General features: G+C 67.5%; 15 protein-coding genes. All 15 read left to right on the top strand.

From position 1 onward, the window contains the following. The first annotated feature begins 3 nt into the window (after positions 1–3). The 15 genes from B9N97_RS08615 to B9N97_RS08545 all read left to right on the top strand — a co-directional run bounded on the left by B9N97_RS08615 (position 4) and on the right by B9N97_RS08545 (position 12,684). Positions 4–411: an ASCH domain-containing protein gene (locus B9N97_RS08615; protein WP_085085384.1), complete on the top strand. Its 408-nt coding sequence runs from the start codon at positions 4–6 to the stop codon at positions 409–411. Beyond that, positions 408–1,721, top strand: a complete 1,314-nt coding sequence (locus tag B9N97_RS08610; protein WP_085085382.1) for a phosphoadenosine phosphosulfate reductase domain-containing protein — start codon at positions 408–410, stop codon at positions 1,719–1,721. The genes B9N97_RS08615 and B9N97_RS08610 overlap by 4 nt, the downstream gene beginning before the upstream one ends. 3 nt (positions 1,722–1,724) lie before the next feature. Then, positions 1,725–2,039, top strand: a complete 315-nt coding sequence (locus B9N97_RS08605) for a hypothetical protein (RefSeq protein WP_143266549.1) — start codon at positions 1,725–1,727, stop codon at positions 2,037–2,039. A gap of 2 nt (positions 2,040–2,041) precedes the next feature. Beyond that, positions 2,042–2,308: an excisionase gene (locus tag B9N97_RS08600; RefSeq protein WP_085085380.1), complete on the top strand. Its 267-nt coding sequence runs from the start codon at positions 2,042–2,044 to the stop codon at positions 2,306–2,308. Further along, complete coding sequence (locus tag B9N97_RS08595; RefSeq protein WP_085085378.1) at positions 2,292–3,404, top strand: phage integrase Arm DNA-binding domain-containing protein; 1,113 nt, start codon at positions 2,292–2,294, stop codon at positions 3,402–3,404. The genes B9N97_RS08600 and B9N97_RS08595 overlap by 17 nt, the downstream gene beginning before the upstream one ends. A 685-nt stretch (positions 3,405–4,089) precedes the next feature. Then, complete coding sequence (locus B9N97_RS08590; RefSeq protein WP_244560689.1) at positions 4,090–4,692, top strand: HyaD/HybD family hydrogenase maturation endopeptidase; 603 nt, start codon at positions 4,090–4,092, stop codon at positions 4,690–4,692. A gap of 15 nt (positions 4,693–4,707) precedes the next feature. Beyond that, positions 4,708–5,019: a HypC/HybG/HupF family hydrogenase formation chaperone gene (locus tag B9N97_RS08585; RefSeq protein WP_085085374.1), complete on the top strand. Its 312-nt coding sequence runs from the start codon at positions 4,708–4,710 to the stop codon at positions 5,017–5,019. A 5-nt stretch (positions 5,020–5,024) separates the two neighbouring features. Then, the gene (locus B9N97_RS08580) at positions 5,025–5,468 is read left to right on the top strand and encodes a thioredoxin domain-containing protein (RefSeq protein ID WP_085085372.1); all 444 of its coding nucleotides are present in this window, start codon (positions 5,025–5,027) and stop codon (positions 5,466–5,468) included. Further along, positions 5,465–6,334 carry a hydrogenase expression/formation protein gene (locus tag B9N97_RS08575; RefSeq protein WP_085085370.1) on the top strand — a complete coding sequence of 290 codons (870 nt, stop codon included), beginning with the start codon at positions 5,465–5,467 and terminating at the stop codon, positions 6,332–6,334. The genes B9N97_RS08580 and B9N97_RS08575 overlap by 4 nt, the downstream gene beginning before the upstream one ends. Continuing rightward, on the top strand, positions 6,331–7,161 hold the full coding sequence (locus B9N97_RS08570; protein ID WP_085085368.1) for a [NiFe]-hydrogenase assembly chaperone HybE: 831 nt from the start codon (positions 6,331–6,333) through the stop codon (positions 7,159–7,161). The genes B9N97_RS08575 and B9N97_RS08570 overlap by 4 nt, the downstream gene beginning before the upstream one ends. Then, positions 7,154–7,495, top strand: a complete 342-nt coding sequence (gene hypA, locus B9N97_RS08565) for a hydrogenase maturation nickel metallochaperone HypA (protein WP_085085366.1) — start codon at positions 7,154–7,156, stop codon at positions 7,493–7,495. The genes B9N97_RS08570 and hypA overlap by 8 nt, the downstream gene beginning before the upstream one ends. A gap of 16 nt (positions 7,496–7,511) precedes the next feature. Then, the gene (locus tag B9N97_RS08560; protein ID WP_085085364.1) at positions 7,512–8,999 is read left to right on the top strand and encodes a sigma-54-dependent transcriptional regulator; all 1,488 of its coding nucleotides are present in this window, start codon (positions 7,512–7,514) and stop codon (positions 8,997–8,999) included. A 53-nt stretch (positions 9,000–9,052) separates the two neighbouring features. Beyond that, a complete protein-coding gene (locus tag B9N97_RS08555; RefSeq protein WP_085086645.1) occupies positions 9,053–9,601 on the top strand; it encodes a HupE/UreJ family protein in 549 nt (182 codons plus the stop codon). 192 nt (positions 9,602–9,793) lie between these two features. Then, entirely contained in the window at positions 9,794–10,867 is a 1,074-nt protein-coding gene (locus B9N97_RS08550) for a hydrogenase small subunit (protein ID WP_014249364.1), read from the top strand. Between the two features lie 2 nt (positions 10,868–10,869). After that, positions 10,870–12,684, top strand: coding sequence for a nickel-dependent hydrogenase large subunit (locus B9N97_RS08545; RefSeq protein WP_085085362.1), 1,815 nt, complete (start codon positions 10,870–10,872; stop codon positions 12,682–12,684). Positions 12,685–12,827 lie beyond the last annotated feature (143 nt).

Raw genomic sequence — 12,827 nt, 5'->3', positions numbered from 1 at the left:
ACCATGGTCGCCTACAGCTTCAAGAAGCGCTTCGCCGCGCCGATCATCGCCGGCCTTCAGCCGGGTCCGCTGGTCGACGGCATGAAGCGCCAGACTGTCCGTGCGGACCGGAAGCGCCATGCACGGCCGGGCGAAGAGCTGCAGCTTTACACCGGCATGCGCACTCGTTCGTGCCATTTGCTGGGCCGGGCGGTCTGCACCAGCGTGCTGCCGATCCGCCTCATGCTCGGCCCGTCGCCGGCTGTGGAGATCGGAGACGAGCCGGGGATCACTGACGCGGCCGGGCTCGACCTGTTCGCCCGCTTCGACGGTTTCTCGGATTGGCCGGACCTGTGCGCCTTTTGGGCTGCCGAGCATGAGGCACTGACGGACTTCAGCGGGGTGATGATCCGGTGGGAGCCGCGTTCATGAGCCGCGCGCAACCCACTCTCTTCGAGGACATGCGGACCACTCTGCCCGAGGCCATCGACCTCACCGTCCAGAGCCTCCAGGCCTATGGTCCGCAGCACGAGCACTGGGCCATCGCCTACAGCGGCGGCAAAGACTCCACCGCCACGCTGACCCTCATCATGCACCTGATCGAGACCGGCCGGGTGCCGGCGCCGAAGTCGCTGACGGTCTGCTACGCCGACACCCGCATGGAGCTGATCCCGCTGGCCTTCGCCGCTTCGCGGATCATGGAGCAACTGCGAGCCCGCGGCGTCGACGTCAGGGTCGCCGTGGCGCCGATGGACCTGCGCATGATGGTCTACATGCTGGGCCGGGGCGTGCCGCCGCCCTCCAACTCCTTCCGCTGGTGCACGCGCCAGATCAAGGTGGAGCCGATGCAGGCGGTGCTGGCTGACAAGCTCCATCAACTCGACATGGATGGCAATGAGGCGCTTTTCCGTGCCTTGGAAGCGAAAGCGCGTGGCGCTGGGAACGGCTGGCAAGCCGGCAGGATGATTGAGCGGATCAGCTGGCAGCCTTCGACCGTGCTGATGATCACGGGAGTCCGGATCGGCGAGTCCGCCGCGCGCGACGCCCGCATCGCCGTCAGCTGCGGCAAGGACGGCGCCGAATGCGGCCAGGGCTGGTACCAGGAGGTGCTGCCCGACGCCGCCGGCATCCGCGGCCGCATCGCCACCCTCGCGCCGATCCTGCACTGGAGAGTCTGTCAGGTTTGGGATTGGTTGATGTTCGAAGCCCCGGCGCTGGGCTGGGCAACGGCCGACGTGGCGGACGCCTATGGCGGGGACGAGGCCGAGGAGGTGAATGCCCGGACCGGCTGCATCGGCTGCCCGCTGGCCAGCCGCGATCTAGCGCTGGAGACGGTGCTGCGCTCTCCGCGCTGGTCCTATCTCCGGCCGCTGGCCGACTTGAAGCCGCTCGTCTATCGCGAACTGCGCAAGCCGAAGTGGCGGCTCCGCAAGACTGGGATGGACGAGACTGGCAACATCGCCGCCGGCAAGAACAAGCAGCGCATGGGGCCGGTCACGCTGGACGGCCGGCGGATGGCGTTGGAGCGGGTGCTCGACATTCAGCGCCGGTGCAACGACGCCGCCGCCGGTCTCGGTCGCCCAACTGTCGACCTGCTGAACGCGGAGGAAGAGACCCGCATCCGCGAACTGATCGCCGCCGAGACTTGGCCCCAGGGCTGGGATGGCGACGAGCCGACCGGCGACGTGCCTCTCGACTTGGTCTATCGCGACGGGCTGGTGCAGCCCCTGCTGGTGAGGTGATCCATGCCCAAGGCCCTGCGCATCACCATGCCCGACGGCAGCCAGTGGGACGTGCCCCTGGAGATCATCGCTCGCAGCCGAGCCGCCCATTATGCGGACGAGTTCGGCGGCGATGCCCAGCGGTCCCTTGCCGAGGATACCTTGCCGCTATTCGAGGAGTATCCGGACGAGGCCATCGACTGGGCCTCCAACAACATGAACTGGTCGGAAGTCGCCGCCCACGCGGTGCAGTCGGTTCCGCCGCGCCCGCTGACCGACCGGGACAAGCAGACGGGCTGGATGACCGGAGATCGGGAAATCGTGGAGCTGGGAGGCTGAGGATGGACAAGCTGCTGACGCTGGAGGAATGGGCCGCAACGGTGTTCGGCGCCCACCCGCCCCACATTGCGACCCTTCGCCGCTGGGCGCGGGAGAGCCGTATCTTCCCGGCGCCCCAGCTCCATGGGCGCTCCTACTATGTCCTGGCCACCGCCCGCTACATCGACCCCACCAAGCCCATCGCTCCGCAGGCTGCCCAGGCCGCACCGCGCCGTGGATCGTTGGCCGACAGAATCATGAAGGAGCGCGGTCTTGGGAAGACGGCGTAGCCGGCAGACCCGGAGCCTGCCCGCGAACCTGTACGAGCGCTCCGGCTATTACTCGTGGCGCGATCCGCAGACCGGCAAGGAGCATGGCCTCGGTCGCGACCGGCGCAGCGCCGTTGAACAGGCCATTGAGGCGAACCTCGTGGTCGAGGGGCTGCAGAACAAGCGCCGGCTGGTCGATCGGCTGAACACCGGCCCCAACAACAGCGTCGGCGCGTTCTGCGACCTCTATTCCGGCATCGTCGACAGCCGCAAGGAAGCCGGCCGGATCAAGAAGGCCACCCACGAGCATCTGTCGCAGCGGATCCGGCATCTCAGGGCAGCGCTGGGCGAACGCCGCATGGACGCCATCACCACCCGCGACATCGCCGACTATCTCACCACCTGGGAGGAGCGCGGCAAGCTGCGGATGGCGCAGTCGGTCCGCGCCTTCCTGCTGGACCTGTTCACCGTCGCCAAGTCGAAGGGGTGGGTGACGCTCAACCCGGTCACCGACACGAAGGTGGCGCCGGCGGAGGTGCAGCGCGCCCGCCTGACCCTGGACGACTTCCGCGCCATCCATGCCGTCGCGGTGAAGGACTATGCGCCGTGGCTGGCCAGGGTGATGGAGCTGGCGCTCGTCACCGGCCAGCGGCGCGAGGACCTCGCCACCATGGGGCCGCGCGACGTCCGCGACGGCAAGCTCTGGATCATCCCGAAGAAGACCGAGAGGCACGGCATGCGCATCTGCATCCCGCTCGACCTGCGCCTGCAGGCCGTCAACTGGTCCGTCGGCGAGGTGATCGCCCGATGCCGGGACAAGGTGCTGAGCCCGCGCTTCATCCACCACAGCGGCTTTGCCGGCCGGGCGAAGCCGGGTGACGGCATCCGCCCGCACACGATCAGCATGTGGTTCGCCGAGGCGCGCGACAAGACCGGCCGGACCTGGGCTGACGGCAGCACGCCGCCGAGCTTCCACGAGATCCGCTCGCTGGCCGCCCGGCTGTATCACGAGCAGGGGATCAATGCGCAGTCGCTGCTTGGACACAAATCCGCCGACATGACGGCCCTGTACCGGGACGTCCGAGGCGCCGAGTGGATCGAAGTAAAAGCGACGTAGATGCTTGGGCGGCCGTTTCGAAATCGGTCGCTAAGCATTTGATTCCGTTGTTACGTGTTGCGCCATTTCCTACCGTGCCAGTGCCACGCCAAAGCTCAGCTAACGCGTTGATCTGGTGGCGGAAACTCGGTGTCGCCGCGCCTTAGATGGTCTGTACGGTTCACTGAAAACCTAATCCGAACAGACCATTGGCTGATAATTCTCAAGTTCTGGCTCAAGGGAGCGGTCAGGAAGCGATGAACGCCGCGTAGGACATGACGCCGACGAACATCAGAAGTGAAACCATGCGTGCCATTTGAACCTCCATTGGACAGGAGATGCCCCGTCCTGCTGGAAGAGATCTAATCCTGCGCGGACCCAGGATAAACGCACGGATCCCGTTTTCACCGTTCGCCCAGCGCGAACAATCCAATCCACTCTCTGCGGCAACTGCGCAGCCAGACTGGCAACAAACTTGCCACTTTCCGCGCATGCTGTAATGTTGATGTCCACAATCGCTGCTATATCGAGCGATGGATGCGAAAATGTGCAATCCGATCAATGACCTGACCGAACCATCAATCCTGGCATGGAACTTGTACGAACGAAGGATCGGCGGCAGGGCGCCGCTCCATCGGACAGAGGCCGGGGCACGGGAATGGATTTGGCGGGAGACGAAAGCAGTCGCGGAACGGCGCGGATCCTAGTGTTGGGCATCGGCAATATCCTGTGGGCCGACGAAGGCTTCGGTGTCCGCACGGTGGAGCGTCTGGCGGCCGATTGGCGCTTTCCCGACAGCGTCACCCTGATGGATGGCGGGACCCAAGGTCTGTACCTTCTGCCGCATCTGGAAAATGCCGACGCGCTGATCGTGGTCGATGCCATCGACTACGGCCTGCCGCCCGGCACCCGCCGGGTCTTCCATGGCGAAGACGTGCCGGCCTTCCTGGGCGCCAAGAAGATGAGCCTTCACCAGACCGGCTTCCAGGAGGTGCTGGCGAGCGCCATGTTCCTTGGCCGCTGCCCGCAGAAACTGGTTTTGGTCGGCGTCCAGCCGGAATGCCTGGAGGATTACGGCGGCGGCCTGACCGACACCGTCGCTGCGCAGGTCGTCCCGACCATTGAGGTCATCCTGACCCTTCTGCGCGACGAGTTCGGCGTGGAGGGCACGCCCCGTGACGCTGCCGCCGACATTGCCGCCCCGGCCATCGCTCGCGACGCCTACGAGGGTGGGCGCCCGAGTGCCGAGGACGCCTGCCGCATCGGCGATCCCCGCATTCTGGCGGCGCTGTCCGCCACCGAGACCTGAGGGGAGCGCCCGGCCATGTGCATCGGCATTCCCCTCCGCCTGACCGGCGTCGACGGCGTCGCCGGACGGACGGAGGATGGCTCGCTCATCGACCTGTCGCTGGTCCCCGATGCCGGTCCCGGTGACTGGGTGCTCGGCTTCCTCGGCGCGGCGCGCCGCCTGCTGGACCCGGAGGAGGCCGCCCAAATCCTGGACGCCCTTGCCGCGATGGCCGCGGCGCTGGACGGGGAACGGCTCGACAGCGCCTTCGCCGATCTGACCGACCGCGAACCGACCCTTCCCCCCCACCTGGAGGCGGCCCGCGCGGCCGGCCTGACGGAGGCCTGACGCCCATGACCGACCTTGCCACCCTTCCCGCCAAGCCGCGGCTGCCCTTGCCGCCGCTGGTCGATCTGCTGACCGACGTGCATGGTTATCTGCGGCTCGACCATGCCGACGACCGGCCCTGGCTGGACGATTTGGGCAAGGATTGGCCGGGCAAGGATTGGGTGGTCTTCCTGCCCGGCCATGGCAAGGGCAATGCCGAGACCGCCGACGTCGCCGTCATCCTGCCGGAACTGGTCCGCGCCCTGCACCCGCGCCTGACCCCGGCGGTGGCCGGCGAAGCGGCGGAGCGGGCGATCCTGGCGCTGACCGGCATGATGAGCCTGCCGGCGCTGGTCTTCCTGCGCGGCGACCGGCTGCTGGGCAGCATACCCCGCGTGCGCGACTGGGACGATTACCTGCAGCGGATCGGTGAGATTCTGGAAGGCGCTTCGGAAGGCGGTGCGGCATGAGTTCCCTGTTCGGCATGACCCATCCGCCGGTCGGCTTCGGCCCCGGCAGCCAGCCCGACGCGACCGAGGAAGGGCTGGAATATTTGCCGATGCCGTCGGGCATGCGCGTCTATGAACCGCACCTGCCGGAGGTCGCCGATCCCGCCCGCGCCGCCGCCGCCCGTGCCGTGCTGACCCGCATCCACGAGGGGCTGGTCAACTGGACCGCCGGCGAGGAAATCCGCATCCCGGTCGATGATCTCGACGCCCCGGTGCTGGCCCTGGTCGACGAGGCGCTGGGTGAGGGCGAAGTCGCAGTCAAGATGGAGCGGGCCGGCGACCGGCTGGAGATTCAGGAGGCGTCGCTGGCCGGGGTATGGCGCGTGCGTGGCTTCGGTGACGGTGCCGTGCGCGAAAGCCTGCTGGTCGGCGCTTTCCCGCGGGTGGCGCTGAACCGCGCCTTCACCGCCGTGACGCCAGTGGCAGCCGGGCCGGCGCCGGCCGGGCTAATGAACGGCCTGCCGATCCTGACCGAACTGCTCGACCGCAGCGCCGCCTGGCGCCGCGGCGACGCACCCCACGCGGTGAATTTCAGCCTGCTGCCCCACACGCCGGAGGATTTGGCCTTCATCGAGCAAAGGTTGGGCGTGGGCGCCACCACCATCCTGTCGCGCGGCTACGGCAATTGCCGCGTCACCGCCACCGCGACGCCGAACGTGTGGTGGGTGCGCTATTACAACTCGGTCGATACGCTGATCCTCGACACGGTGGAGATCGTCGACGTGCCGGCGGTGGTCTGCGCCGCGGCGGAGGACATTGCCGACAGCGCCGAACGGCTGGCCGAAATCCTCGACGCGCTGGCGACCGATCTGGAGCGGGTGCGATGAGCGCCGCCGCTTCCCGTTTCGAAGGCTCCTATCTCGGCGACGCCACGCGCATTGGTGCGGCGACGCGGATGGAATGCAAGATCTGCTGGCATGTCTACGACCCGGCGGAAGGATGCGAGCATTGGCAGGTGCCGCCCGGCACGGGCTTCGCCGCCCTGCCCGACCATTGGCGCTGCCCGGTCTGCGACGGCGCCCGCGACCAGTTCATGGCGCTGGACGGCGAGCCGGTGACGGCCGAAGCGGCGGCGACCGTTCCCTCGGTCGATGCCGGCCCTGCCCTGCCGACCGGGTCCATCGCACGGCTGGAAGCCGCTTTCTGCGAGATCCACACCGCGCAGATGCGCGGCCTGCCCATCGTCAACGACGCGCTGGCGGTGAAGGCCGTGGGCTTCCGCCGCCATGGCGAACGCTGGCTGGGCGCGCTGGTCACGCCCTGGTTCCTCAACATCGTCCTGCTGCCGGGCGAGGGCGACGACTGGTCGGGTCTGGTGCCGGGGGCCAAGGAACTGATCGAGTTCCCGTCCGGCCGCTACGAGTTCGTCCATGCCAACCGCAAGGGCGTCGGCGCCTACAAGGCCTGCTCGCTGTTCTCGCCGATGTTCGAGTTCGCCTCCATGCTCCAGGCGACCGAAACGGCCTCGGCGGCTCTGGTCTCCCTCTTCGATCCCTCCATCCGCGAAGACGGCGCCCAGACCGCCGAGATCCGCCGCCGGCGCGAGGAGGAACTCGCCCCGTCGCCCGAACCCGCTCCGGCCCCGGTCGAACCGGTTCGCCCGTCGCGCCGAGTGCTGCTCGGCATGGGGTCTGCAGAGGCTGCCGATGCATGAGATGGCGCTCTGCGAAAGCCTGCTCCAGGCGATGGAGGAGGCCGGGCGGGCGAACGGCTTCAGCCGCGTGACCAAGGTCCGGCTGGAGATCGGCCGCTTCGCCGGGGTGGAGGTGGGGGCGCTGCGCTTCGGCTTCGACGTGGTGACGCGCGGTTCCCTGGCCGACGGGGCGGAGCTGGTGGTGCTGGAGGTGCCGGGCCGCGGCTGGTGCTTCGACTGCAACGACACGGTGGATCTGGACGACCGGCTGTCGCCCTGCCCACACTGCGGCGGCAGCCGGCTGCATCCCAACGGCGGCACCGAGATGACGATCAAGGATCTCGAGGTCGAATGAAAAAGGAGTCCGCGCGATGACCGACACCGCCCGCCCCGGCATCCTGGTGGTGGATGACGAGCCGCGCTCCGTCGAGGTCATCGCCCGCCTGCTGGACGAGGAGTTCGAGGTCTTCACCGCCCTGTCGGCGGAAGACGCCCTGCGCCTGCTGGAAACCGAATGGATCCAGGTGGTCTTCTCCGACCAGCGGATGCCGGAGGTCAGCGGCGTGGAGTTCCTGACCCAGGTGCGCGAACGCTGGCCCGAGGTGGTGCGCATCGTCATCACCGGCTACATCGACCCCGAGGACATCATCGGCGCCATCAACACCGCCGGCATCCACCAGTTCATCACCAAGCCATGGCACCCCGACCATCTGCTGCTGACGGCCCGCAATGCGGCGAAGATGTACCAGTTGCAGCGCGAGCATGACCGGCTGACCAGCGAGTTGAAGCTGCTGCCGCCGCTGGCCGAAACCCGCGTGGCGACCAAGCGGGAGCGGGTGCGCCAGTCCTACCGCTTCGACGGCCTGATCCGTGCCGAGGGCAGCCCGGTGGAGGAGGTCTGCCGTCAGGCGGAGCGGGTGGCGGGCTTCAACGTCCCGGTCCTGGTGTTGGGCGAGACCGGCACCGGCAAGGAACTGCTGGCCCGCGCCATCCATTACGGCAGCCCGCGCTCCGACCAGCCCTTCTACTGCGAGAATTGCGGCGCCATCCCGGACGAACTGTTGGAAAGCGAACTGTTCGGGCATAAAAAGGGCGCCTTCACCGGTGCCCACTCCAGCCGCGTCGGGCTGCTGGAGCAGGCGGACGGCGGCACCATCTTCCTCGACGAGATCGGCGACATCAGCCCGGCCTTCCAGGTCCGGCTTCTGCGCTTCCTGCAGGAGGGCGAGATCCGGCCGGTGGGGTCGAACGAGACGCGGCGTGTCGATGTCCGCGTCGTCGCCGCCACCCACCGCGACCTGACCGCCGAGGTGAAGGCCGGCCGTTTCCGCGAGGATCTCTATTACCGGCTCAGCACCATGACGCTGACCATGCCGCCGCTGCGTGACCGGCCCGACGACATCCCGGTGCTGGCCCGTCACATCCTCGACCGGCTGTCGGCCGCCCATGGCAAGCCTGTTGCCGGCTTCGCCCCCGACACCATGGCCTGCCTGGAAGCCTATGGCTGGCCCGGCAACGTGCGTGAGCTGCAGAACGAGATCATGCGCATGCTGGTGCTGTGCGAGGGCGACACGCTGGGTGCCGACCTGCTGTCCGACCCTGTGCTGCGCGGCGCGGCGCTGAACACCCGCCCGGCCTCGCCTGAGGACGGTCCGCTGCCGCCGCTCGACCTGATCGGCCAGGGCGGGCCGCTGAAATCGCGGATCGAGCGGGTGGAGGCCGGCATCCTGATGGAGACGCTGGTCCGCTGCCGCTGGAACAAGAGCAAGGCCGCCGACGAGCTGGGCCTGTCGCGCATGGGCCTGCGCGCCAAGCTGGAACGCTACGGCATCGAGCGCGGGCCGGCGCAGCGGCATTGATGCCGCGCTTTCCCAATCACCAAAACCACAAGACCCCCGAGGAGCCGTTCGATATGTCGAAGATCACTCGCCTTGCCATCCTCTCTGCGGCCATCGCGCTTGCCGCCACCCCTGCTGTCGCCCATCCCGGCCATCTCGCCGGGGCCGGCTTCCTCGACGGCGCCGCGCACCCGCTGGGCGGGCTCGACCACCTGATCGCCATGGTCACCGTCGGCGTCTATGGCGCCACCATCGGCGGGCGCGCCGTGCTGGCGGTACCGGGGGCGTTTCTGGCCGCCATGCTGGCTGGCGGACTGTTCGCGCTGACCGGCGGCGAGCTGCCGCTGGTCGAGCCGACCATCTATGCCTCCACCGTCGTACTGGCCCTGCTGTGCGTCATGCCGATGTCGCGCAACGGCCTGATCGGCGTCGTCTTCGCCGCCGGCTTCGGCCTGTTCCACGGCTTCGCCCATGGGGCGGAGATGCCGGCCGACGCCGCGGCTCTGGGCTATGCCGCCGGCTTCCTCGCCAGCACCGCCGGGCTGCATGCGGCCGGCGTGGCGATCGGTTACGCGATCCACCGCCTGATCGGCCGGCCGGAAGAGGAAAGCCGGACGGCCTGACCCCACCGGCAACTCTCCTTCCACCCCGGCCGTCGTTTCGGCCGGGGAGTTGCCAGCGGCAAAGGCCCCTGTCCCTTTGTGACCGTTGGTTTGCCCAATGTTCGTACTACGGCACGATTGTTGCCTATGCCCGACAGAGAAGCGCACCGGACCCTCGCACGCCGGTGCCGCCCGACGGGAGAAAACAAACCGATGGCAACGCTGGAAACCTTCTACGAGGTGATGCGGCGGCAGGGGATCACACGCCGTTCGTTCCTGAAATACTGTTCGCTCACCGCCGCGGCCCTCGGGCTGGGGCCGGAACTGGTGCCGCAGATCGTCCACGCCATGGAAACCAAGCCGCGCACCCCGGTGCTGTGGCTGCACGGGCTGGAATGCACCTGCTGCTCCGAATCCTTCATCCGCTCGGCGCACCCGCTGGTGAAGGACGTGGTGCTGTCGATGATCTCGCTGGATTACGACGACACGCTGATGGCGTCGGCCGGCCATCAGGCCGAGGCGATCCTCGACGAGGTGATGGAGAAGTACAAGGGCAACTACATCCTGGCGGTGGAGGGCAATCCGCCGCTGAACCAGGACGGCATGTCCTGCATCGTCGGCGGCAAGCCCTTCACCGACCAGCTGCGCAAGGTCGCCAAGGATGCCAAGGCGATCATCTCCTGGGGTTCCTGCGCCTCCTTCGGCTGCGTCCAGGCGGCGCGCCCTAACCCGACCCGCGCCACCCCGGTGCATGAGGTCATCACCGACAAGCCGATCATCAAGGTGCCCGGCTGCCCGCCGATCGCCGAAGTGATGACCGGCGTCATCACCTACATGCTGACCTTCGACCGCATCCCGGAACTGGACCGTCAGGGCCGGCCGAAGATGTTCTACAGCCAGCGCATCCACGACAAATGCTATCGACGCCCGCATTTCGACGCAGGCCAGTTCGTGGAGTCCTTCGACGACGAGGGCGCGCGCAAGGGCTATTGCCTCTACAAGGTCGGCTGCAAGGGCCCGACCACCTACAACGCCTGCTCCACCGTCCGCTGGAACGAGGGCACCAGCTTCCCCATCCAGTCCGGCCACGGCTGCATCGGCTGCTCGGAGGACGGCTTCTGGGACAAGGGGTCCTGGTACGCCCGCCAGTCCGATATCCTCCAGTTCGGGATCGAGGCCAACGCCGACGAGATCGGCACCACCGCCGCCATCGGCGTCGGCAGCATCATCGCCGCCCACGCGGCGGTCAGCGCCCTGAAGCGCGCACAGCACAAGGGAGACGTCTGACCATGGGCATCGTCCAGACCCCGAACGGCTTCTCGCTCGACAACGGCGGCAAGCGCATCGTCGTCGATCCGGTCACCCGCATCGAAGGCCACATGCGCTGCGAGGTGAATGTCGACAGCAACAACGTCATCCGCAACGCGGTGTCGACCGGCACGATGTGGCGTGGCCTTGAAGTCATCCTGAAGGGCCGCGACCCGCGTGACGCCTGGGCCTTCGTCGAGCGCATCTGCGGCGTCTGCACCGGCTGCCACGCGCTGACCTCGGTCCGCGCGGTGGAGGATGCGCTGCAGATCCGCATCCCGAAGAACGCCCACCTGATCCGCGAGATCATGGCGAAGACGCTGCAGGTCCATGACCACATCGTCCATTTCTATCACCTGCACGCGCTAGACTGGGTCAACCCGGTCAACGCGCTGAAGGCCGATCCGCAGGCGACCTCGGCTCTGCAGCAGGCGGTGTCGCCGCGCCATGCCAAGTCCAGCCCCGGCTATTTCCGCGATGTCCAGACACGCCTGAAGAAGTTCGTGGAAAGCGGCCAACTCGGCATCTTCAAGAACGGCTATTGGGACAACCCGGCCTACAAGCTGTCGCCGGAAGCCGACCTGATGGCGGTGACCCATTACCTGGAGGCGCTCGACCTCCAGAAGGACATCGTCAAGATCCACACCATCCTGGGCGGCAAGAACCCGCACCCGAACTACATGGTCGGCGGCGTTCCCTGCGCCATCAACATGGATGGTACCGGGTCGTCGGGCGCGCCGCTGAACATGGAGCGGCTGAACTTCATCCGCGCCCGCATCCAGGAGGCCACGGCCTTCGTCGAAAACGTCTATCTGCCGGACGTGCTCGCCATCGCCAGCTTCTACAAGGACTGGCTCTATGGCGGCGGGCTGGCGGCGACCAACGTCATGGACTACGGCGATTACGAAAAGGTGCCGTACGACCATTCGACCTGCCAGCTGCCGGGCGGCGTCATCCTGAACGGCAACTGGAACGAGGTCCATCCCATCGACCCGCGCGACCCGGCCCAGGTGCAGGAGTTCGTCGCCCACAGCTGGTACCATTATGAGGACGAGAGCAAGGGCCTGCACCCGTGGGACGGCGTGACCCAAGCCAAGTTCGAACTCGGCGCCAACACCAAGGGCACCCGCACCGACATCAAGGAGCTGGACGAGGCCGCCAAGTACTCCTGGATCAAGGCGCCGCGCTGGCGCGGTCATGCGGTGGAGGTCGGCCCCCTGCCCCGCTACATCCTGGCCTATGCCCAGGGCGTCGGTTACGTGAAGGACCAGATCACCGAATCGCTGGGCGCCTTCAACAAGCTGGCCGGCACGAATTTCACGCCGCAGCAGGCGCTGCCGACCACAATCGGCCGTACGCTGGCCCGTGCGCTGGAATGCCAGTATTGCTGCACCATGATGATGGACGATTGGAACGCCCTGATCGCCAACATCAAGGCCGGCGACACCGCCACCGCCAATGTCGAGAAGTGGGACCCGAAGACCTGGCCGAAGGAGGCCAAGGGCGTCGGCACCGTCGCCGCCCCGCGCGGCGGTCTCGGCCACTGGATCAAGATCAAGGACGGCAAGATCGACAACTACCAGTGCGTCGTGCCGACGACCTGGAACGGGAGTCCGCGCGATCCCAAGGGCAACATCGGGGCGTTCGAGGCCTCGCTGCTGAACACGCCGATGGCCCGCCCGGACGAGCCGGTGGAGATCCTGCGCACCCTGCACAGCTTCGACCCGTGCCTTGCCTGCTCCACCCACGTCATGGCGCCGGACGGCGCCGAACTGGCCCGCGTCACCGTGCGCTGACCGGCAACCGAGGAGGATTACGTCATGGCTCCTCTCGACGATGTGAAGCCGGTCGCGACACCGGATGAGGAGGGGACGGCCGCTCCGGCGGCCGGCCGCTTCCTGAAGGCGATCTATGTGTACGAGGTGCCGGTGCGGGTCTG

The sequence above is a fragment of the Azospirillum oryzae genome (assembly GCF_900177515.1).
Classification (GTDB): Bacteria; Pseudomonadota; Alphaproteobacteria; order Azospirillales; family Azospirillaceae; genus Azospirillum; species Azospirillum oryzae_A.
The sequence above is the reverse complement of the archived record's forward strand: the minus strand, read 5'-3'. Positions and strand labels throughout refer to the sequence as shown.